We start from the raw sequence: 19,120 nt of genomic DNA, 5'->3' as shown, positions 1-19,120 counted from the left end.
TTCCATTACAATGCGATGGCAGTTTGTGAAGCTCAAGCCTCCCCTGCCCCTTTCCGCCGGCTTGTCCCCCGTGGACAAAGCCATGCCGCCCACTCCGATTTTTGAAGTGACGTAATGACGCCGCCCACGCGAAAAGCCCGCCTTGCCTTTTTCCGCCTTCCCGCTTTGCTGTCAGCGCCCCTGCTGGCCCTGACGTTCTCCTGGTTACCCGGCGCCGCCCAGGCGTCGATCCCCTCCGAGCAGGCCCGCGCCTCCCTGTCCGGCCTGCGCCTGGCGCAGGACCCCACCGTGCCGACCCTGCGCGAACGCGTGGTGCAGGCCGGCCTGGCCGCCATCGGCACGCCCTACAGCTGGGGCGGCGACGATGCCGCCGAAGGCTTCGACTGCAGCGGCCTGGTGCTGTACGTCTACCGTGAGATCGCCGGCCTGGAACTGCCGCGCACCGCGCGCCAGCAACGCACCCAGGGCGACACGGTGAACAACAAGAAGCAGCTCAAGCCCGGCGACCTGGTGTTCTTCGCCACCCGGGGCCGCGGCATCACGTCGCACGTGGGCATCTACATCGGCCAGGACAAGTTCGTGCACGCCCCGCGCCGCGGCGCCAAGGTGCGCGTGGACGAAATGAAGAATCCGTACTGGTCCAAGCGCTACCTCGGCGCCCGCAGCTACATCGATACGGCCAAGGGCCAGATGCTGGCGCAGAAGTAAAGCCCGAAGGACGGGCCCCCGCGCTGCGCGCCATGCGCTTGTCGACGAAATGGCTCGATAAAAAATAAAAAAGCGCCCGCGGGCGCTTTTTTCATTGGTGGCGCGGTTCAGCCGCGCCCGACGAACGGCATGTTGGTCGCCATGATCGTCATGAACTGGACATTGGCGTCCAGCGGCAGGCGGGCCATGGCCGCGACGGCCTGCGCGACGTGGGCCACGTCCATGCGCGGCTCGACCTTGGTGCTGCCATCGGCCTGCAGGATGCCGGCGGCCATGCGTTCGGTCATGTCGGTGGCGGCATTGCCGATATCGATCTGGCCGCAGGCAATGTGGTACGGACGGCAATCCAGCGAGATCGACTTGGTCAGGCCCGTCACCGCGTGCTTGGTGGCGGTGTAGGCGATCGAGAACGGCCGCGGCGCGTGCGCCGAGATCGAGCCATTGTTGATGATGCGGCCGCCCTGCGGGGTCTGCGCCTTCATCACGCGGATCGCGGCCTGCGCGCACAGGAACATGCCGGTCAGGTTGGTATCGACCACCTCGCGCCAGAGCGCCACCGGCAGTTCCTCGATCGGCATCGCCGGCGCGCCGCGGCCCGCGTTATTGAACAGCACGTCCAGGCGCCCGTATTCGCGCTGGGTGGTGTCGAACAGCTCGCGCACCGCCTGTTCGTCGGACACGTCCGTGGGAACCACCAGGGCCCGCACACCATCTTCGCCCGCCGCCGTGCGCGTGGCTTCGAGCGGCTCGCGCCGACGGCCGGCCAGCACCACGCGATAGCCTTGCGCCAAGAATTCCAGCGCCACCGCGCGGCCAATGCCGGTGCCGGCGCCGGTGACCAGCGCAACGCGGGGAGGGTCGATCTCGTTCGTGTGCATTGGATGCTCCTTGTTATCTGTCGGCGAAATGCTACCCGAATCATTCTGGCGATGGTGCAAGCGAACGTTCCATTCGCTACGCGCCGAGTGCGGCTGGACAAGCACGGATCAGGAAACGAGCCGGCGAACGGATGCAGCGCCGCCGCGATTGCCGCCATCGCTGTTGCAAATTGAACGCGCGCAAAACCCCTGGCGGGCTTTGATCTGTCACAAATTTCCATATAATTTCTGGAAATTAACTTATTACCAAAATTCCAATAAATTTCGGAGTTTGATCATGGCATTACTGCCCTTTTCCACCGTCCGTTGGGCGGGCGCGCTCGCCCTGGGCGCCGGCGTGCTCGGTGCGCTGCCCGGTCCCGCGCAGGCCGCTCCCGATGGGCGCCAGATCAGCACACAGGGCGCCAACGGCGCGCCGGCCTGTATGACCTGCCACGGCGCCAACGGCGAAGGCAACCCCGCCGCCGGCTTCCCCCATCTGGCGGGCATGGGCGCCGCCTATCTCGCCGAACAGCTCGAAGCCATGGCCAACGGCTCGCGTGTGAGCCCGGTGATGGCCGCCACCGCCAAGGCGCTGGACCCCGCGCAGCGGCAAGCGGTGGCCGCCTATTACGCCGGCCTGCCGTCGCCGCTGAACATCGACCGATTGGCCGCCACGGCCCGGCATCCGGTCAAGCCCGACGATACCGGCGCCTGGCTGGCCACGCGCGGCGCCTGGGACAAGAACGTGCCAGCCTGCAATCAATGCCACGGCCCGGGCGGCATCGGCGTGGGCGCCAACTTTCCCAGCCTGGCCGGCCAGCCCGCCGCCTACATCGCGGGCCAACTGCGCGCCTGGCGCCAGGGCCAGCGTCCGCCCGGCCCGCTCGGCCTGATGCCAGCCGTGGCCACCCGCCTGACCGACGCCGAGATCGACGCCGTGTCCGCCTACTACGCCGGCCTGCCCAAGGCCGCCGACCTGCTTGCCGCGCAAGCCAACACCGCCGCGGGAGCCAAGCAATGACCCCGATCCGTCACCGACTCGCTCATCTTCTGTTCGCCGCCGCGGCAACCAGCGCGTTGCTGTCGACCGGAGCGGCCGTGGCCGCCGATGCGCGCCCCGACTTCACGCCGCCCAGCGCCGCGTCGCTACCCGACAGCGAATTCGGCAAGATCGTGCGCCAGGGCGAGCAGATCTTCCTGCACACGCCGCAGAACGCCAGCAAATTCGTCGGCAACGACCTGAACTGCGCCAGTTGCCACCTGGACGCGGGCCGCCGCCCCGATTCCGCGCCGATGTGGGCGGCTTACGTGCTGTATCCGGCCTACCGCGCCAAGAACGGCCACGTCAACACGCTGGCCGAGCGCCTGCAAGGCTGTTTCCGCTTCAGCATGAACGGCAAGCCGCCCGCGGCCGACGACCCGGTGCTGACCGCCTTGCAGACCTATATGTTCTGGCTGGCGAGCAAGGCGCCCACCGGCGTCGCGCTCAAGGGCCAGGGCTACCTCAAGCTGCCCAAGCCGGCCCAGAAGGCCGACTACGTGCGCGGCAGCGAGGTCTACGCCCAGTACTGTGCCGTCTGCCACGGCGCCGAGGGCAAGGGACAGAAGAACGGCGAGCACTGGGTATTCCCCGCGCTGTGGGGCCCGGATTCCTTCAACTGGGGCGCCGGCATGCACCAGATCGGCAACGCCGCCGGCTTCATCAAGGCCAACATGCCGCTGGGCCAGGCAGGCATGCTGAGCGACCAGGAAGCGTGGGACGTGGCCTACTTCATGAACGCCCACGAACGCCCCCAGGATCCGCGCTACACCGAATCGGTGGCCAAGACCCGCGCCAAGTACCACGACTCCGACGACTCGCTCTACGGCATCGAGGTGAACGGCCACCTGCTCGGCAGCGACGCGCCCGCGCCGGGCGGCAAGCTGACGCAGGCGGCGGCGCGCTGATCCGCTCCCGCGCGGCGGCCCCGCCACGGGCCGCCGTTCGGGGCCGCTTTCTTGCGGGGCCGCATCGCGCGCCCCCAATCCGCAGGTGGTTGGCATTGACGACGCGCGCAGGGTTTTCCCCCTGCCGCGCTGCGCGATTTGCTATTCTTCGGGTCTCGGCATCACACGCTCGTCACATTCATGCACGCCACTTCCGGCAATGTCTTCATGGTCGTCGCCCCCAGCGGGGCCGGCAAGTCCAGCCTGGTCAAGGCCTTGCTGCAGCAAGACCCGTCCATTCTCCTCTCCGTCTCCTGCACCACCCGCGCGCCGCGTCCCGGCGAGGAAGACGGCCGCGAATACCGCTTCATCGGCATCGACGAATTCAAGCAATTGCGCGACGAGCAGCGCCTGCTGGAGTGGGCCGAGGTCCATGGCAATTTCTACGGCACGCCGCGCGATCGCATCGACGAAGCCACCCGCGAGGGCCGCGACGTGCTGCTGGAAATCGATTGGCAAGGCGCGCGCCAGGTGCGCCAGCGCTTTCCCGGCGCGATCGGCATCTTCGTGCTGCCGCCTTCGATCGAGGAACTCGAAAGCCGGCTCAAGGCGCGCGGCCAGGATGCGCCGCAAGTGATCGCGCGCCGGCTGATGGCCGCGGGCGGCGAAATCGCGCACGCGCCTGAATGCGAATATGTTATTATTAATCAAGAATTTAGCGTGGCCTTGTCGGAACTGACTCAAATCGTCAGCGCCGCACGGCTGCGTTTTTCGTCTCAGGCCGTGCGCCACGCCGAATTGTTTGCGCAGCTCGGCATCCCGGCGGCGCACTGAAACGAAACCGCATTCTCCCTATCCACCATCAGCACCAGGTGTCCTAATGGCTCGCATTACCGTCGAAGACTGTCTGAACCAGATCCCCAACCGTTTCAAGCTCACGCTGGCCGCCACCTACCGCGCCCGCGAGCTGGCGCAAGGCCATGCCCCGCGCCTGGACAGCAAAGACAAGCCCACGGTCACTGCCCTGCGCGAAATCGCGGGCGGCCTCACCGGCGTGGAAATGCTGCGTAAAGTTCCCACCTGATCTTTTCCGGGGGGCGGCAAGCATGGCTTTTCCCGGGCTGAAGTACGCTTCATCAGGTCTGCTTGCCGCGCTACGTGCCGGCTCCCGTCTCGGGCGCCGCACGGGCAAGAAAGACAAGAATTCCCCCACGCCACCCTCCGTCGCCGCGCAAGAAGCGGCGGATGCGACCGCCTCGCCGGTCGCCTCGCTGGCGCCGCTGACCGAAATCATCGGCAGCTATCTCGACAAGAAAGATGTAGAACGCGTGCGCGAAGCCTATCGCTTCGCCGACCAGGCGCACCTGGGCCAGTTCCGCGCCAGCGGTTCGCCCTACATCTCGCACCCCATCGCCGTCACGGAAATCTGCGCGGGCTGGAAGCTCGACGCGAATGCGTTGTCCGCCGCCCTGCTGCACGACGTGATGGAAGACCAGGGCATCGCCAAGCACGAGCTGGCCGAGAAGTTCGGTCCGGAAGTCGCCGAGCTGGTCGATGGCCTGTCCAAGCTGGACCGCCTGGACTTCGCCACCAAGGCCGAGCAGCAGGCCGAAAGTTTCCGCAAGATGCTGCTGGCGATGGCGCGCGACGTGCGCGTCATCCTCATCAAGCTGGCCGACCGCCTGCACAACATGCGCACGCTGGACGCGGTCAACCCCGAGAAGCGCCGCCGCATCGCCCGCGAAACGCTGGACATCTATGCGCCCATCGCCCACCGGCTGGGCCTGAACCTGCTGTTCCGCGAACTGCAGGACCTGTGCTTCGCGGCCATGTACCCGAACCGCTACCAGGTGTTGTACAAGGCCGTGCTGGCCGCGCGCGGCAACCGCCGCGAGGTGATCGGCAAGATCGCCGACTCGGTCCGTGCCGCGCTGCCCGCCGCCGGCATCGAGGCCGAAGTCACCGGCCGCGAGAAGACGCTGTTCGGCATCTACCGCAAGATGGTCGACCAGAAGAAGTCGTTCTCGGACGTGCTCGACATCTATGGTTTCCGCGTCATCGTCCACACGCTGCCCGAGTGCTACCTGGCACTGGGCACGCTGCACCAGCTGTACCGGCCGGTGCCCGGCAAGTTCAAGGACTACATCGCGATCCCCAAGGTCAACGGCTACCAGTCGCTGCACACGACGCTGGTGGGCCCCTACGGCACCCCGGTGGAATTCCAGTTCCGCACCCGCGACATGCATCACGTGGCCGAAGAAGGCGTGGCCTCGCACTGGCTGTACAAGGGCGCCGACCTGACGCTCAACGACCTGCAGAAGCGTACCCACCAGTGGCTGCAATCGCTGCTGGACATCCAGAGCCAGACCGGCGATTCGGGCGAGTTCCTCGAACACGTCAAGGTCGACCTGTTCCCGGACGCCGTCTACGTCTTCACCCCGCGCGGCAAGATCATCTCGCTGCCGCGCGGCGCGACGCCGGTGGATTTCGCCTACGCCATCCATACCGACATCGGCAACCAGGCGGTGGCGGCCAAGGTCAACGGCGAGTTCGTGCCACTGCGCACGGAACTGAACAGCGGCGACACGGTGGAGATCGTCACCTCCCCCGCTTCGCGCCCGAACGCGCAATGGCTCAATTACGTGCGCACCGGCCGCGCCCGTTCGGAAATCCGCCACTACCTGCGCACCGTCAAGTACGAGGAATCGGTGGCCTTCGGCGAGCGCCTGCTGGGCCAGGCCCTGCAGGAATTGCACATGCCGCTGCCGGCCACCGACGACCCGGCCTGGCAGAAGCTGGCGCGCAGCACCGGCGCCAGCTCACGCGAGGAAATCCTGGCCGACATCGGCCTGGGCAAGCGCCTGGCCGCCGTCGTGGCGCGCCGCTTCGCGCCCGAACACCAGCTGGTGGCCACCACCGCCGCGGCGGTGGACGAGCTGACCTCGGCGCGCAGCGCCCCGATCCTGATCCAGGGCAACGAAGGCCAGGCGGTGCAGTTGGCGCCGTGCTGCGGCCCACTGCCCGGCGACCCGATCATCGCCGGCATGCGCATGGGCCATGGCCTGGTGGTGCACACCGCCGACTGCCCGGTGGCCATGCGCCAGCGCCTGCGCGAACCGGAACGCTGGATCAACGTCGCCTGGGACGCCCACACCGCCAAGCACCTGGCCACGCGCCTGGACATCGTCACCCGCAACGAGCGCGGCGTGCTGGGCCGGCTGGCCGCGGAAGTCACGGCGGCCGACGCCAACATCATGCATGTGACCATGCACGATGACGCGGTCTCGACGGTGTCGCTGCACCTGACCATCCAGGTGGACAGCCGCAAGCACCTGGCGCAGGTGATCCGCGCCATCCGCCACGTGCCGCAAGTGCAGAAGATCGTGCGCGTGAAGGGCTAGGGGGGAGCCCACCCCCGAAGCGCTGCGCGCTTCCCCCTCAAGGGGGCATGTCTACGGACCGGCGGAGCCGGATCCGTGACATCCCGCTTGGGGGCGCTCTCATTGCGGCCTTTGAAGCGTGGGGCGATCCGTGCTCAGGCCACGTGTTGCAGGAAGTCCTTCAGGCGCTGGCTGGGCGGATTGTCCAGCAGCTCGGCCGGCGGCCCGTCATGGGCGATCTTGCCGGCGTCGATGAAGATCAGGCGACTGCCGACCTTGCGCGCGAACTCCATTTCGTGCGTGACCACCACCATGGTCATGCCCTCCTCGGCCAGGTCGCGCATCACCTTCAGCACCTCGTGGCGCAGTTCCGGATCGAGCGCCGAGGTCGGCTCGTCGAACAGCATCAGCTTGGGCTTGATCGCCAACGCGCGGGCGATCGCCACGCGCTGCTGCTGGCCGCCGGACAGCTCGGATGGGTAGTGGTTCATGCGCTCGGCCAGCCCGACCTTGCCCAGCAGCTGCTCGGCCAGTTCGCGCGCCTCGTCGCGGCCCTGGCCGCGCGTGTGGATCGGCCCGAACATGACGTTCTGCAGCGCGGTCATCTGCGGGAACAGATTGAACTGCTGGAACACCATGCCGGCCTCGCGCCGGATCTCGCGCACCTGGGCGGCCCCGCCATGCACGCTCAGGCCGTCGACCAGCAGGTCGCCGCCGTTGATCGTTTCGAGCACGTTGATGCAGCGCAGGAAAGTGGACTTGCCGGAGCCGGACGGCCCCACCACCACGACCACCTCGCCCGCGTCGATGTTGAGCGAGATGCCGTCCAGCACCGTGGACGCGCCGAACGTCTTGGTGACGTCATGAAATTCAACCATGCTCATAGTATGCGCATCCTTTTTTCCACCAGGTGCAGGATCAGCGCCATCGTGCCCGTCAGGATCAGGTAGACGATGGCAATGGCCGACCAGATCTCGACCGCGCGGAAGTTGCTGGCCATGATCTCCTGGCCCTGACGGGTCAGTTCCGCGACGCCGATCACGATGAACAGCGACGAATCCTTCAGGCTGATGATGCACTGGTTGCCCAGCGGCGGAATCATGCGGCGGAACGCCACCGGCCCGATGATGTGGAACAGGATCTTGTGAAACGGCAGGCCCATCGCCTGCCCGGCTTCCTTCAGCCCCTTGTGGACCGACAGCAGCGAACCGCGCACGATCTCGGAAATATAGGCGCCTGAATTGATGATGAGCGTGACGATGGCCGCCCACTCGGCGTCCACCCGGATGTTCGCCAAGAGCGGCAAGGCGAAATAAATGAACATCACCTGCACCACGATCGGCGTGCCGCGGATCACCGCGACATACACCTGGGCGATGCCCGACAGTATCGGATGCCCGTAGGCCCGCGTCACGCCGGAGAGCGCGCCCAGCAGAAAGCCGCCGAACAGGCCCCAAAAGGTGATCTTGATGGTCATCTGCGTGCCCACCCACAGGTTGGGCAGCGCATCCATCACTACATTCCAGTCAAAATCCACGAATTACCCCTCAATGGCGCGCCTCGCGCGCCGCATCATGGCGGAACGCCCGGCGACGCACGCGACTCGGGGCCGCCCCGTCCCGGGCCCGGCGCCGCCGGAGCGAAGCGCCGGGGCCCCAGACTGCCGGGCGGCCCCGAAATGCAACATCAATCCGGCAGAAAAGCTCAGGGCTTCTTGCCGAACCACTTCTCGTAGATGGCGTCGTACTGGCCGTTGGACTTGAGCGTGGCCAGGGCCTTGTTGACCTGCGGCACCAGTTCGCTGCCCTTGGGGAAGGCGATGCCGTAGAAGTCGCCGCTCTTGACCGAGCCGACCACCTTGACGCGGCCCTTGCCAGCCGTGTTGGCGTAGTACTGGACGTTGGGCGTGTCGTGCACGGCGGCATCGACCCGGCCGGTGGCCAGTTCCAGGTAGGCGTTGTCGATGTTGGGGAACAGCTTGAGCTTGGCGTCCGGCACCTGGGCCTTCAGGAAGTCCACGGTGGCCGTGCCGGTCTTGACCGCGACGGTCTTGCCGGCCAGCGACTTGGCGTCCTTGATGTCGGTGTTCTTTTCGCCGACCAGGATGGCCAGGCCGCTTTCGTAGTAGGGATCGGAGAAGTCGATCACCTTCTTGCGGTCATCGCGGATGGTGATGCCGGCCAGCGCCACGTCGATGTTCTTGGTCTGCAGGCCGGGGATGATGCCGTTGAAGTCCATCGGCTGCAGCTTGTACTTGACGTTCAGTTCCTTGGCGATGGCCGCCCACAGGTCCACGTCGAAGCCGGTGTAGGTGTTGCCCTGCTTGAACTCGAACGGCACGAACGCCGTGTCGGTGGCCACCACCAATTCCTTGCCTTGGGCGTAGGCGCCGGAGGCGGCGCCGAACATGGCCATGGACAGGCCGACCAAGGCGGCGGCGACTTTACGTTTAATCATGAAACTCTCCTCTTGGGGCTGATAGCGCCCGGGGTTGCAGTTGGAACATGATGCGCGGGCCACGCCGGGATCGCCGGAGCAACTTACGGCGCATGTTAACGCATCCGTCCCCACCGCAGAGAGCTTAGAAAAATTACAATCCGCATGACACCCCGGAGAATCCCCATGCCCTACAAGTATGTACGCATCGCCGGCAACCGGCGCCAGGTCGGCGTGGCCCTCGGCAAACTGGCCCGCCCGCTGATGGCGACCTACCTGGACCAGAGCGCCACCTGGAAGGCCCTGCGCCCCTGGCGCGGCCATCCGTACCTGGACGAACTGGGCGAACAGGCCCGGCGCGCCCTGCCCGCCGTGTGGGACGAACTGGAGGGGCTGGCCGAGGGGCTGGGGATGCCGCTGGCGGACGTATTGCTGTGGAACTGCCGGGGCGACCTGCTGCACAGTAGCGGCAGCGGCGACGGCTGCACCTCGGTGGCGCTGAAGGCGGCCGATGGCACCCGCTGGATCGGCCACAACGAGGACGGCGATCCGTTCCTGTACGGCCGCTGCCATCTGGTCGACGTGGCGCTGGACGACGCGCCCGGCTACCTGAGCTTCTATTACCCGGGATCCCTGCCCGGCCATACCTTCGGGGCCAATCGCGCCGGCCTGGTGCAGACCATCAACAACCTGCGCACGCGCCTGCGCCAGCGCGGCCTGCCGCGCATGCTGCTGGCGCGCGCCGTGCTCGACTGCGCCACGCTGGACGAGGCCGTGGCGCTGCTGCGCGACGCGCCGCGCGCGGGGGGCTTTCACCATACGCTGGGGTCGGCGGCCGACGCCCGCATCTTCAGCGTCGAGGCGACGCCGGGCGCCGCGTCAGCGCAGGAGATCGGCACCCGGTATGGCCACGCCAACCACATGGTGCATCAGGCCAGCCGGGGGCAATCGCAGATCATCACCGACTCGTCGCGCGAGCGCCAGCGCCGCATCGAGGGCATCGTCGACACCTGGTCCCCCGCCACCGTCGGCGCCGACCTGCTGACGGCGCTGCATGACACCGAGGGCGAACTGCCGATCCTGCGCACCGATCCCAAGGACCCGGACGGCGAAAACACGCTCGCCACCGCGATCTTCGAAATCGGCGATGGCGAGGTGACGCTGCGGGTCTATGACCGCAAGGCCAAGGCGGACATTGTGCTGGATGTGATGAACGATCCGGACGACGCGGCGCCCGATCCCGCCTGAACGGACTCGGACGCCGATGGTGGGCGGCGCTTACGCCGCGCCGTAGCCCCCGCCTCCCGGCGTTTCCACCACGAACACGTCGCCCGGATGCAACTGGGCGCTATCCTGCGGACCGAGTTCCTCGACCGTGCCGTCCAGCCTTTCGACATAGTTGCGGCCCATCGCGCCCGGCTCGCCGCCGGCCAGGCCGAACGGCGCATAGCGGCGGTTGTTGGACAGGATCGCGGCGGTCATGTCTTCCAGGAAGCGGATGCGGCGCACGCCGCCGTTGCCGCCCGGATAGCGCCCCGCCCCGCCCGAACCGTGGCGGATCTCGTACGACTCCAGCCGCACCGGGAAGCGGAACTCCAGCACTTCGGGGTCGGTGAGGCGCGAGTTGGTCATGTGCGCCTGCACCACCGAAGTGCCCGGGAAGCCTTCGTCGTGGGGACCGGCGGCATCGATGCGCACGGGACCGGCGCCGGTGCCGCCCGAGATGGTCTCGTAGTACTGGTGACGCGCGTTGCCGAAGGTGAAGTTGTTCATGGTGCCCTGGCTGGCGGCCAGCACGCCGAGCGCGCCGTACAGCGCGTTGACGATGCACATGGACGTTTCGACGTTGCCCGCCACCACCGAGGCCGGCGGGTTCGGGCGCAGCATCGAGCCTTCCGGCAGGATGATCGACAGCGGCACCAGGCAGCCGTCGTTCAGCGGGATGTCGTCGTTGACCAGGGTGCGGAACACGTACAGCACCGCGGCCACGGCGATGGCACCCGGGGCGTTGAAGTTGTTGTCCAGCTGGTCCGAGGTGCCGGTGAAGTCGACCACGGCGCTGCGCGCCTGGTTGTCCACCCGCACCGCGACGCGGATGACCGCGCCGTTGTCCAGCGGATACTCGTAGCTGCCGTCCTTGAGCACCGAGATCACGCGGCGCACCGCCTCTTCGGCGTTGTCCTGCACGTGGCCCATGTAGGCGCGCACCACGTCCAGGCCGAAGTGATCGCACATGCGCAGCAGTTCCTGCACGCCCTTTTCGTTGGCGGCGATCTGCGCGTGCATGTCGGCGATGTTCTGGTCCGGATTGCGCGCCGGCCAGCGGCCGGAACCGAGGATGTCGCGCGCGGCCTGTTCGCGGAACTCGCCGCCCTTGACCAGCTGGAAGTTGGTGAACAGCACGCCTTCGTCTTCGACCGTCTTCGAATCCGGCGGCATCGAGCCCGGCGTGGTGCCGCCGATGTCGGCATGGTGGCCGCGCGAGCCGACGTAGAACAGGATCTCGCTGCCCTTGCGGTCGAACACCGGCGTGATCACCGTGACGTCCGGCAGGTGGGTGCCGCCGTGGTACGGGTCGTTGACCACGTAGGCGTCGCCCGGCTGCATGCGGCCGGCGTTGGCGTTCATGACGGTGCGCACCGACTCGCCCATGGAGCCCAGGTGCACCGGCATGTGCGGCGCGTTGGCGATCAGGCGCGCCTGGGCGTCGAAAATGGCGCAGGAAAAGTCCAGGCGTTCCTTGATGTTGACCGAATACGCCGTGTTCTGCAGGCGGTAGCCCATCTGCTCGGCGATCGACATGAACAGATTGTTGAACACCTCCAGCATCACCGGGTCGGCCTGGGTGCCGATAGCGCGGCGCTCGGGGCGGGCCTCGACGCGGCGGATCACGAAGTGGTCCTGTTGCGTCAGCTCGGCCTGCCAGCCGGGCTCGACCACGGTGGTCTGGTTCGGCTCGGAGATGATGGCGGGGCCCGCCACCACGTCGCCGCCGGCCATGTCTTCACGCACGTACAACGGCGTGTCGCGCCAGGCGCCGCCGCTGTACATGCGCACGGCGCGGCGCGGCGCCAGCGCGCCGTCGCGGCTGCGCGAAGCGGGCGTCTCGGTGACGCGCTCGCCGCCGCCGGTGGCTTCCACCGAGATGGTCTCCACCACCAGCTCGCGGTTGGGCATGAGGAAGGAATAGCGCTGGCGATAGGCCGCCTCGAAGTCCTTGCGGGCCTGGTCCAGGTCCGAATACGGCACTTCGAGCGCGGTGTCGGTGCCGCGGTACTTCAGGTGCAGGCGGCGCTGCACCTGGATGTCGCTGTCGGCCACATGCTGGCGGCGCAGTTCGCCCACGGCCTGCTCGGCCAGCGCGTCCAGTTCGCCTTGCAGCTCGGTCATCAGCGCGGCGTCGAGCGTCTTTTCGACGGTCTTCTGGCGCATGTCGGTCTGGTCGGCCAGGCCCATGCCGTAGGCCGACAGCACGCCGCCCAGCGGGTGCGCGAAGACCGTGGTCATGCCGAGCGCGTCGGCCACCAGGCAGGCGTGCTGGCCGCCGGCGCCGCCGAACACGGTCAGCGCGTATTCGGTGACGTCGTGGCCGCGCTGCACCGAGATGCGCTTGATGGCTTCGGCCATGTTGCCGACGGCGATTTCCAGGAAGCCTTCGGCCAGCTGTTCCGGCGTCATGTCGCGGCCGGTGGCGGCGCGGACCTCGTCGGCCATGGCCTCAAAGCGCTGCACGACGGCGTCGCGATCCAGCGCTTCGTTGGCGTCGGGGCCGAACACCTTGGGGAAGAAATCGGGCTGAATCTTGCCGAGCAGCACGTTGCAGTCGGTCACGGCCAGCGGCCCGCCGCGGCGGTAGCAGGCGGGGCCGGGGTTGGCGCCGGCCGAATCCGGGCCGACGCGCAGGCGCGCGCCGTCGAAATGCAGGATCGAACCGCCGCCGGCCGCGACCGTGTGGATGCTCATCATGGGCGCGCGCATGCGCACGCCGGCCACCAGGGTCTCGAACTCGCGCTCGAATTCGCCGGCGTAGTGCGACACGTCGGTGGAGGTGCCGCCCATGTCGAAGCCGATGATCTTGTCGAAACCGGCCTGCTCGCTGGTGCGCACCATGCCGACGATGCCGCCGGCCGGGCCGGACAGGATGGCGTCCTTGCCGCGGAAGCGGTGCGCGTCGGTCAGGCCGCCGCTCGATTGCATGAACATCAGGCGGATGCCGGGCAGTTCGCCGGCCACCTGGTCGACATAGCGCTTGAGGATGGGCGACAGGTAGGCGTCGACCACGGTGGTGTCGCCGCGCGAGACGTACTTGATCAGCGGGCTGACCTCGTGCGAGGCCGACACCTGGGTGAAGCCGATCTCGCGCGCGATGCGGGCGGCGCGCTGCTCGTGGCCGGTGGCGTGCCAGGCGTGCATGAAGACGATGGCGACGGTGCGGATGCCGCTGTCGTACGCCGCCTGCATGTCACGGCGCAGCGCGGCCTCGTCCAGGTCGCGGATCACTTCGCCGTCGGCGGCGACGCGCTCGTCGGCCTCGACCACGGCTTCGTAGAGCATTTCCGGCAGCAGCACATTGCGGTCGAACAGGCGCGGACGGTTCTGGTAGGCAATGCGCAGGCCGTCGCGGAAACCGCGCGTGGTCACCAGCAGCGTGCGTTCGCCCTTGCGCTCGAGCAGCGCGTTGGTGGCGACCGTGGTGCCCATCTTGACGCATTCGACCTGCTCGGCCGGCACCGGCTGGCCGGGCGCGATGCCCAGCAGCTTGCGGATGCCCGCCACCGCCGCGTCGCGGTACTGCTCGGGATTTTCCGACAGCATCTTCGCGGTGGTGGTGGTGCCGTCGGGGCGGCGCGCCACGATGTCGGTGAAGGTGCCCCCACGATCAATCCAGAATTGCCACTTCATAACTATCCTCGGGTACAAGAAGCCGCCACGGCGCTGCCGGCCGCGGCGTGCGGGTTGCGGTACGGGGCGCTGCCCCGCGTATCGGTTTACAGGGAGGTCGCGGCGCGCGCGGCCTGGTCGTACAGGCCGGACAGGGCGCGCAGCGTGTGCGCCAGCTGGCGGCTGAATTCCAGGCCTCCCCCGCCCGGCGCGTCCAGGCCGGCGGTCAGGCATTGCTCGCGGATTTCGCCGTAGCGCTTGATGATGGCCGCGCCCTCGGGCGTGACGCTGTAGAACACTTCCTTGCTGGCGCGCTCGCCCTTGACCACGCCCAGGCGGTCGAGCTTTTTCAGCGCGTAGTTGACGATGTGCGTGTCCTCGACATTCAGCGTGAAGCAGATGTCGGCCAGCTTCTTGGGGCGCTGGCGGTGGAACACGTGGTGGAACACCATGACGTCGGTGGGCGTCAGGTCGGGCAGGCCCGCCGCCGCCATGCAGCGCACGGTCCAGCGATCGAAGGCGTGGCTGGCGATCATCAGGCCGAATTCGACTTCGGACAGGTCCGGCGCGCTGCCGCCGGCCAGGTGGGCCGACGAGGCGATCAACGTGGAGGTCATAAGGGCCGCGCAACAAGTTTATCTGCGCGAAATACTAATAATTTATCTATATTTCATCAATAAAAAACAAAACAGGGACGGAAAAAATCCCTCGATTCGAGGGAATACCCCTAGGATGAATGCCCGCCTAAGGCGCGCGGGCGGCACTCCGCGCCTTGCTAGGGCGCGTCCCAGCCAGCCGGCAGGTGCGCGCGGATCAGCGAACCGGCAATGGAGATGCGCGCCGCGATCTCTGGCATCGGATCGCCCGGACCGAACCAGCGCGCGTCGGCGATCTCGTCTTCCTGCACGCGGATCTCGCCCGACACGTATTCGGCCGTGTAGGCCACCATCAGCGAATGCGGGAACGGCCACGATTGGCTGCCGAAGTACTTCAGGTTGCCGACCCTCAGGCCGACCTCTTCCAGCACCTCGCGGTGCACCGTCTGCTCGATGCTTTCGCCCGGCTCGACAAAGCCGGCCAGGGCCGTGTAGCGCCCGGCGGCATTGGCGGTGTGGCGCGCCAGCAGGATACTGTCGCCCTTGCGGATCAGCACCATCATGGCCGGCGAGATGCGCGGATAGGCCGAGAAGCCGCAGGCCGGGCAACGCTGGCAGAACTCGCCGCTGACGCGCGTGGTGGGCGTGCCGCAGGCGCCGCAGAAGCGATGGGTGCGGGCCCATTCGGCGATCTGGTAGGCGCGCCCGGCAAGCGCCATGCGTTCCTCGTCCAGCACCCCGAACAAGGACCGCAGCTTCTTGAAGGCGTAGCCGTGCGGCGCTTCGATGCCCGGTTCGACATGCGCGGCGCGGGCCGGCGAATCCGGCGTGGCCCAGACCGGCTGCAGGGCGTCGGCCCCAAGCCCGGCGCGCCCACAGGCATCCAGGTCCGGCAACACGCTGGTGGCTTCCTCGACCAGCAACTCGTCACGACGAAAAACGAAATTCACACGACCCTCTGCGACACGACTGCGATGACGAGATCTTAGAAGAAAAAGACGCTGCCGCAAGACAACGTCCGGCCCGTGGGCACACTATTTCAATCATCAAGTATTTCGGACCCGGCGGCCTAGGAATTACCCGTAAACACGCGCTTGCAGGCACTTTGTGACCAAGAGGCAACATAGAATGGCACGGCTTTTCAGCTATGCGTCATGCCGCGCCGCGCGCTTTTTCGCAATGCCTCCGGGCCCTGCCCGCACTCATCATTCGCAAAGAAGGACCATCATGTTCAAGAAGCTCTCGCTGTTGACCGGCTCCATCGTCCTGGCGTTCAGCGCCGGTGCCCAGGCCCAGACCAAGTGGGACCTGCCCAGCGCCTATCCCGCCAGCAACTTCCACGTCGAAAACCTGACGACCTTCATCAAGGACGTCGACACGCTGTCGGAAGGCAAGCTCAAGATCACGCTGCACAACAACGCCTCGCTGTACAAGGCGCCCGAGATCAAGCGCGCGGTGCAAGGCAACCAGGCCCAGATCGGCGAGATCCTCCTGACCAACTTCGCCAACGAAGATCCGATCTACGAACTGGACGGCCTACCCTTCCTGGCCACCGGCTACGACGCCTCGTTCAAGCTGTACCAGGCGCAGAAGCCGTTCCTGGAAAAGAAGCTGAATTCGCAGGGCATGACGCTGCTGTACGCGGTGGCCTGGCCGCCCCAGGGCATCTTCGCCAACAAGGACATCAAGCAGATCAGCGACATGAAGGGCCTGAAGTGGCGCGCCTACAGCCCGGTGACGGCCAAGATCGCCGAACTGGTCGGCGCCCAGCCGGTGACGGTGCAGCAGGCCGAACTGTCGCAGGCGCTGGCCACCGGCGTGATCGACTCGTACATGTCGTCGGCCTCCACCGGCTACGACACCAAGACCTACGAGTACATCAAGAAGTTCTACGACACCCAGGCCTGGCTGCCCAAGAACGCCGTGATCGTCAACAAGAAGGCGTTCGACGCGCTCGACCCGGCGACGCAGGCCGCACTGAAGAAGGCCGGCGCGCAGGCCGAGGAACGCGGCTGGAAGCTGTCGCAGGAAAAGAACAAGTGGTACCAGGAAGAACTGGCCAAGAACGGCATGGAAACCGTCAAGCCCACGGTCGAGCTGAAGGAAGGCCTGTCGGTGATCGGCAAGCGCATGCTGGATGACTGGCTCAAGAAGGCCGGCGCCGACGGCCAGGCCATGATCGACGCCTACCGGAAGCAGTGATACGACCATGCGCCGCTTTCTGGATGGACTTTACGGCGCGGCCGGCCTGCTGGCCGGCCTGTGCACGATCGGTGTATTGGTTGCGGTGCTGGCCGCGATCGTCGCGCGCCAGCTTGGCCTGAACATTCCCGGCACGGACGCCTATGCCGGGTATTTCATGGCCGCCGCCGGGTTCCTGGCGCTGGCCAGCACCTTCAAGCATGGCGAACACATCCGCGTGACGCTGCTGCTGAACGCGCTGTCGCCGGCCGGCAGCCGCCGCCTGGATATCTTCGCGCTGGCGGCAGGCACCCTGATGGCCGCCGCCTTCGCCTTCTTCAGCGTCAAGCTCACTTACGACTCCTGGCAGTTCAACGACATCTCCACGTCCAACGACGCCACGCCGCTGTGGATTCCGCAGCTCAGCATGGCCGTGGGCACGGTCCTGTTCCTGGTCGCCCTGCTCGATGAGCTGGTACGTCGTTCACGCGGCCTGGCCGCCGCCACCTCGCAGCAAACCCATGAATGAACTTCTCGTCATTACCCTGCTGGTCGTCTCGATCTTCGCATTCCTGGGATGCGGCGTCTGGGTCGGCCTGACGCTGGCGGGCACCGCCTGGATCGGCATGGAGATGTTCTCCAGCCGCCCGGCCGGCGATGCCATGGCCGTCACCATCTGGGGCGCCTCGTCCAGCTGGACGCTGACCGCCCTGCCCCTGTTCCTGTGGATGGGTGAAATCCTGTTCCGCACCCGCCTGTCGGAAGACCTGTTCAAGGGCCTGGCCCCCTGGCTCAACCGCCTGCCGGGCCGGCTGCTGCACACCAACGTGATCGGCTGCGCCATCTTCGCGGCGGTGTCGGGCTCGTCCGCGGCCACCTGCGCCACGGTCGGCAAGATGACCATCCCCGAGCTGACGCGTCGCGGCTACCCCGAATCGAAGATCCTGGGCACGCTGTCGGGCGCCGGCACGCTGGGCCTGCTGATCCCGCCGTCGATCATCATGATCGTCTACGGGGTGGCGGCGGACGTGTCGATCGCCAAGCTGTTCATCGCCGGTATCGTGCCGGGCATCCTGCTGGCGCTGTTGTTCATGGGCTACATCGCCTGGTGGGCAATCCGAAATCCGGACGAAGTGCCCGCCGCCGACCCCGGCCTGACGTTCAAGGAAAAACTGTCGCGTTCGCGCCACCTGATTCCGGTGATGCTGCTGATCGGCGCGGTGCTGGGCTCGATCTACACCGGCCTGGCCACGGCGACCGAGGCCGCAGCGGTGGGCGTGGTCGGGGCGCTGATCCTGTCGGGCCTGCAAGGGTCGCTGTCGCGCGCCACCTTCATGCAATCGCTGCTGGGCGCCACCCGGTTGTATTGCATGATCGCGCTGATCCTGGCGGGCGCGCAGTTCCTGACGCTGGCGATGGGCTACATCGGCCTGCCGCGGGCGCTGGCCGAGTGGATCGGCGGACTGGGCCTGTCGCAGTTCGGGCTGATCGTGGCGCTGATGGTGTTCTTCATCGTGCTGGGCTGCTTCCTGGACGGCATTTCCATCGTCGTGCTGACCATGGGCGTGCTGCTGCCGACGGTGCAGGCGGCCGGCATCGATCTGATCTGGTTCGGCATCTTCATCGTTTTCGTTGTGGAAATGGCACAGATCACGCCGCCGGTGGGCTTCAACCTGTTCGTGCTGTCGGGCATGAGCGGGCGCGAGCTGCCCTATATCGCCCGCGCCTCGCTGCCGATGTTCTTCCTGATGATCCTGGCGGTGCTGCTGCTGTACCTGGTGCCGGGCATCGCGACGTGGTTGCCGCTGCACATGACGCTCTGATCCGCACACCACCCGCCCAAAACCCCGTTCCTGCAACGGGGTTTTTTTTGGAACAATGCCAGGATTGTTCCAGTCATCGCCTTTTTTGCATTTCTGTAAACCCAGGGAAAACGCGAAAAAGATAAACGCACTACACAAGCCGTAACTTTTCTAGAATCCTCGTGGCGTTCTGGATTGGCACCACTATGGCGCACGGAACGTACAGAGGGCCCATGCTCCGGACCCGCGCCAACCCCTGGCGTCGGTGCAACGGCCCAGCTCCAGGCGAACCGCCAGGCGCGTCCAGCCGAGCCAAAAGCCCGGCCCACGCTAAGAACAGAAACATTAGG

17 protein-coding genes are annotated in these 19,120 nt (G+C 66.8%); 10 read left to right on the top strand and 7 right to left on the bottom strand.

Translation table 11 applies throughout. The features are described from left to right. Positions 1–114 precede the first annotated feature (114 nt). Positions 115–708, top strand: coding sequence for a C40 family peptidase (locus tag ACUTAG_RS29030; RefSeq protein WP_006388218.1), 594 nt, complete (start codon positions 115–117; stop codon positions 706–708). Between the two features lie 107 nt (positions 709–815). Here the strand turns inward: ACUTAG_RS29030 and ACUTAG_RS29025 are convergent, their stop codons facing one another. After that, positions 816–1,586, bottom strand: coding sequence for an SDR family oxidoreductase (locus ACUTAG_RS29025; RefSeq protein ID WP_006388214.1), 771 nt, complete (start codon positions 1,584–1,586; stop codon positions 816–818). A gap of 277 nt (positions 1,587–1,863) precedes the next feature. Between ACUTAG_RS29025 and ACUTAG_RS29020 the strand changes: the two genes are divergently transcribed. The 5 genes from ACUTAG_RS29020 (at position 1,864) to ACUTAG_RS29000 (ending at position 6,895) form a co-directional block, all read left to right on the top strand. Further along, complete coding sequence (locus ACUTAG_RS29020; RefSeq protein ID WP_054444909.1) at positions 1,864–2,589, top strand: c-type cytochrome; 726 nt, start codon at positions 1,864–1,866, stop codon at positions 2,587–2,589. Between the two features lie 5 nt (positions 2,590–2,594). Next, positions 2,595–3,515 (top strand): c-type cytochrome, encoded by a 921-nt coding sequence (locus tag ACUTAG_RS29015; protein WP_026383536.1) that lies wholly within the window; start codon positions 2,595–2,597, stop codon positions 3,513–3,515. A gap of 180 nt (positions 3,516–3,695) precedes the next feature. Then, positions 3,696–4,328, top strand: a complete 633-nt coding sequence (gene gmk, locus ACUTAG_RS29010; RefSeq protein WP_020927510.1) for a guanylate kinase — start codon at positions 3,696–3,698, stop codon at positions 4,326–4,328. Positions 4,329–4,374: 46 nt separating this feature from the next. Beyond that, positions 4,375–4,578 (top strand): DNA-directed RNA polymerase subunit omega, encoded by a 204-nt coding sequence (rpoZ, locus tag ACUTAG_RS29005; protein ID WP_006219679.1) that lies wholly within the window; start codon positions 4,375–4,377, stop codon positions 4,576–4,578. A 22-nt stretch (positions 4,579–4,600) separates the two neighbouring features. Then, entirely contained in the window at positions 4,601–6,895 is a 2,295-nt protein-coding gene (locus ACUTAG_RS29000) for a RelA/SpoT family protein (protein ID WP_006388210.1), read from the top strand. A gap of 134 nt (positions 6,896–7,029) precedes the next feature. On the opposite strand, the gene glnQ is transcribed toward ACUTAG_RS29000, so the two are convergent. The 3 genes from glnQ to glnH all read right to left on the bottom strand — a co-directional run bounded on the left by glnQ (position 7,030) and on the right by glnH (position 9,331). Further along, positions 7,030–7,758: a glutamine ABC transporter ATP-binding protein GlnQ gene (glnQ, locus tag ACUTAG_RS28995; protein WP_148319349.1), complete on the bottom strand. Its 729-nt coding sequence runs from the start codon at positions 7,756–7,758 to the stop codon at positions 7,030–7,032. Next, the gene (gene glnP, locus ACUTAG_RS28990) at positions 7,755–8,411 is read right to left on the bottom strand and encodes a glutamine ABC transporter permease GlnP (RefSeq protein WP_035360348.1); all 657 of its coding nucleotides are present in this window, start codon (positions 8,409–8,411) and stop codon (positions 7,755–7,757) included. The genes glnQ and glnP overlap by 4 nt, the downstream gene beginning before the upstream one ends. Positions 8,412–8,578: 167 nt before the next feature. Continuing rightward, entirely contained in the window at positions 8,579–9,331 is a 753-nt protein-coding gene (gene glnH / locus ACUTAG_RS28985) for a glutamine ABC transporter substrate-binding protein GlnH (protein WP_006388205.1), read from the bottom strand. A 165-nt stretch (positions 9,332–9,496) separates the two neighbouring features. On the opposite strand from glnH, the gene ACUTAG_RS28980 reads away from it, so the two are divergent. Continuing rightward, positions 9,497–10,558, top strand: a complete 1,062-nt coding sequence (locus ACUTAG_RS28980) for a C45 family autoproteolytic acyltransferase/hydolase (RefSeq protein ID WP_148319347.1) — start codon at positions 9,497–9,499, stop codon at positions 10,556–10,558. 30 nt (positions 10,559–10,588) lie between these two features. On the opposite strand, the gene ACUTAG_RS28975 is transcribed toward ACUTAG_RS28980, so the two are convergent. The 3 genes from ACUTAG_RS28975 to nudC all read right to left on the bottom strand — a co-directional run bounded on the left by ACUTAG_RS28975 (position 10,589) and on the right by nudC (position 15,737). Beyond that, positions 10,589–14,212, bottom strand: coding sequence for a hydantoinase B/oxoprolinase family protein (locus ACUTAG_RS28975; RefSeq protein ID WP_148319345.1), 3,624 nt, complete (start codon positions 14,210–14,212; stop codon positions 10,589–10,591). Positions 14,213–14,298: 86 nt separating this feature from the next. After that, positions 14,299–14,808, bottom strand: coding sequence for a winged helix DNA-binding protein (locus tag ACUTAG_RS28970; protein WP_006388202.1), 510 nt, complete (start codon positions 14,806–14,808; stop codon positions 14,299–14,301). A 158-nt stretch (positions 14,809–14,966) separates the two neighbouring features. Continuing rightward, positions 14,967–15,737, bottom strand: coding sequence for an NAD(+) diphosphatase (gene nudC, locus ACUTAG_RS28965; protein WP_006388201.1), 771 nt, complete (start codon positions 15,735–15,737; stop codon positions 14,967–14,969). Between the two features lie 277 nt (positions 15,738–16,014). Between nudC and ACUTAG_RS28960 the strand changes: the two genes are divergently transcribed. The 3 genes from ACUTAG_RS28960 to ACUTAG_RS28950 are packed head-to-tail and all read left to right on the top strand — an operon-like array spanning position 16,015 to position 18,791. Further along, positions 16,015–16,989 carry a TRAP transporter substrate-binding protein gene (locus ACUTAG_RS28960; RefSeq protein ID WP_006388200.1) on the top strand — a complete coding sequence of 325 codons (975 nt, stop codon included), beginning with the start codon at positions 16,015–16,017 and terminating at the stop codon, positions 16,987–16,989. Positions 16,990–16,996: 7 nt separating this feature from the next. Continuing rightward, positions 16,997–17,497: a TRAP transporter small permease gene (locus ACUTAG_RS28955; RefSeq protein ID WP_020927502.1), complete on the top strand. Its 501-nt coding sequence runs from the start codon at positions 16,997–16,999 to the stop codon at positions 17,495–17,497. After that, positions 17,490–18,791: a TRAP transporter large permease gene (locus tag ACUTAG_RS28950; RefSeq protein WP_047992675.1), complete on the top strand. Its 1,302-nt coding sequence runs from the start codon at positions 17,490–17,492 to the stop codon at positions 18,789–18,791. The genes ACUTAG_RS28955 and ACUTAG_RS28950 overlap by 8 nt, the downstream gene beginning before the upstream one ends. The last annotated feature ends 329 nt before the right edge of the window (positions 18,792–19,120 follow it).

It is taken from the genome of Achromobacter sp. CSND-B12, from assembly GCF_052906545.1.
Note: the sequence above shows the minus strand (reverse complement) of the source record. Positions and strands in the feature narration are given on the sequence as shown.

What these genes read in the sequence shown, in the direction of transcription:
- ACUTAG_RS29030 (WP_006388218.1), top strand. Translation starts at nt 115, where the DNA reads ATGACGCCGCCCACGCGAAAAGCCCGCCTTGCCTTTTTCCGCCTTCCC.
- ACUTAG_RS29025 (WP_006388214.1), bottom strand. Translation starts at nt 1,586, where the DNA reads ATGCACACGAACGAGATCGACCCTCCCCGCGTTGCGCTGGTCACCGGC.
- ACUTAG_RS29020 (WP_054444909.1), top strand. Translation starts at nt 1,864, where the DNA reads ATGGCATTACTGCCCTTTTCCACCGTCCGTTGGGCGGGCGCGCTCGCC.
- gmk (WP_020927510.1), top strand. Translation starts at nt 3,696, where the DNA reads ATGCACGCCACTTCCGGCAATGTCTTCATGGTCGTCGCCCCCAGCGGG.
- rpoZ (WP_006219679.1), top strand. Translation starts at nt 4,375, where the DNA reads ATGGCTCGCATTACCGTCGAAGACTGTCTGAACCAGATCCCCAACCGT.
- ACUTAG_RS29000 (WP_006388210.1), top strand. Translation starts at nt 4,601, where the DNA reads ATGGCTTTTCCCGGGCTGAAGTACGCTTCATCAGGTCTGCTTGCCGCG.
- glnQ (WP_148319349.1), bottom strand. Translation starts at nt 7,758, where the DNA reads ATGAGCATGGTTGAATTTCATGACGTCACCAAGACGTTCGGCGCGTCC.
- glnH (WP_006388205.1), bottom strand. Translation starts at nt 9,331, where the DNA reads ATGATTAAACGTAAAGTCGCCGCCGCCTTGGTCGGCCTGTCCATGGCC.
- ACUTAG_RS28980 (WP_148319347.1), top strand. Translation starts at nt 9,497, where the DNA reads ATGCCCTACAAGTATGTACGCATCGCCGGCAACCGGCGCCAGGTCGGC.
- ACUTAG_RS28975 (WP_148319345.1), bottom strand. Translation starts at nt 14,212, where the DNA reads ATGAAGTGGCAATTCTGGATTGATCGTGGGGGCACCTTCACCGACATC.
- ACUTAG_RS28970 (WP_006388202.1), bottom strand. Translation starts at nt 14,808, where the DNA reads ATGACCTCCACGTTGATCGCCTCGTCGGCCCACCTGGCCGGCGGCAGC.
- ACUTAG_RS28960 (WP_006388200.1), top strand. Translation starts at nt 16,015, where the DNA reads ATGTTCAAGAAGCTCTCGCTGTTGACCGGCTCCATCGTCCTGGCGTTC.
- ACUTAG_RS28955 (WP_020927502.1), top strand. Translation starts at nt 16,997, where the DNA reads ATGCGCCGCTTTCTGGATGGACTTTACGGCGCGGCCGGCCTGCTGGCC.
- ACUTAG_RS28950 (WP_047992675.1), top strand. Translation starts at nt 17,490, where the DNA reads ATGAATGAACTTCTCGTCATTACCCTGCTGGTCGTCTCGATCTTCGCA.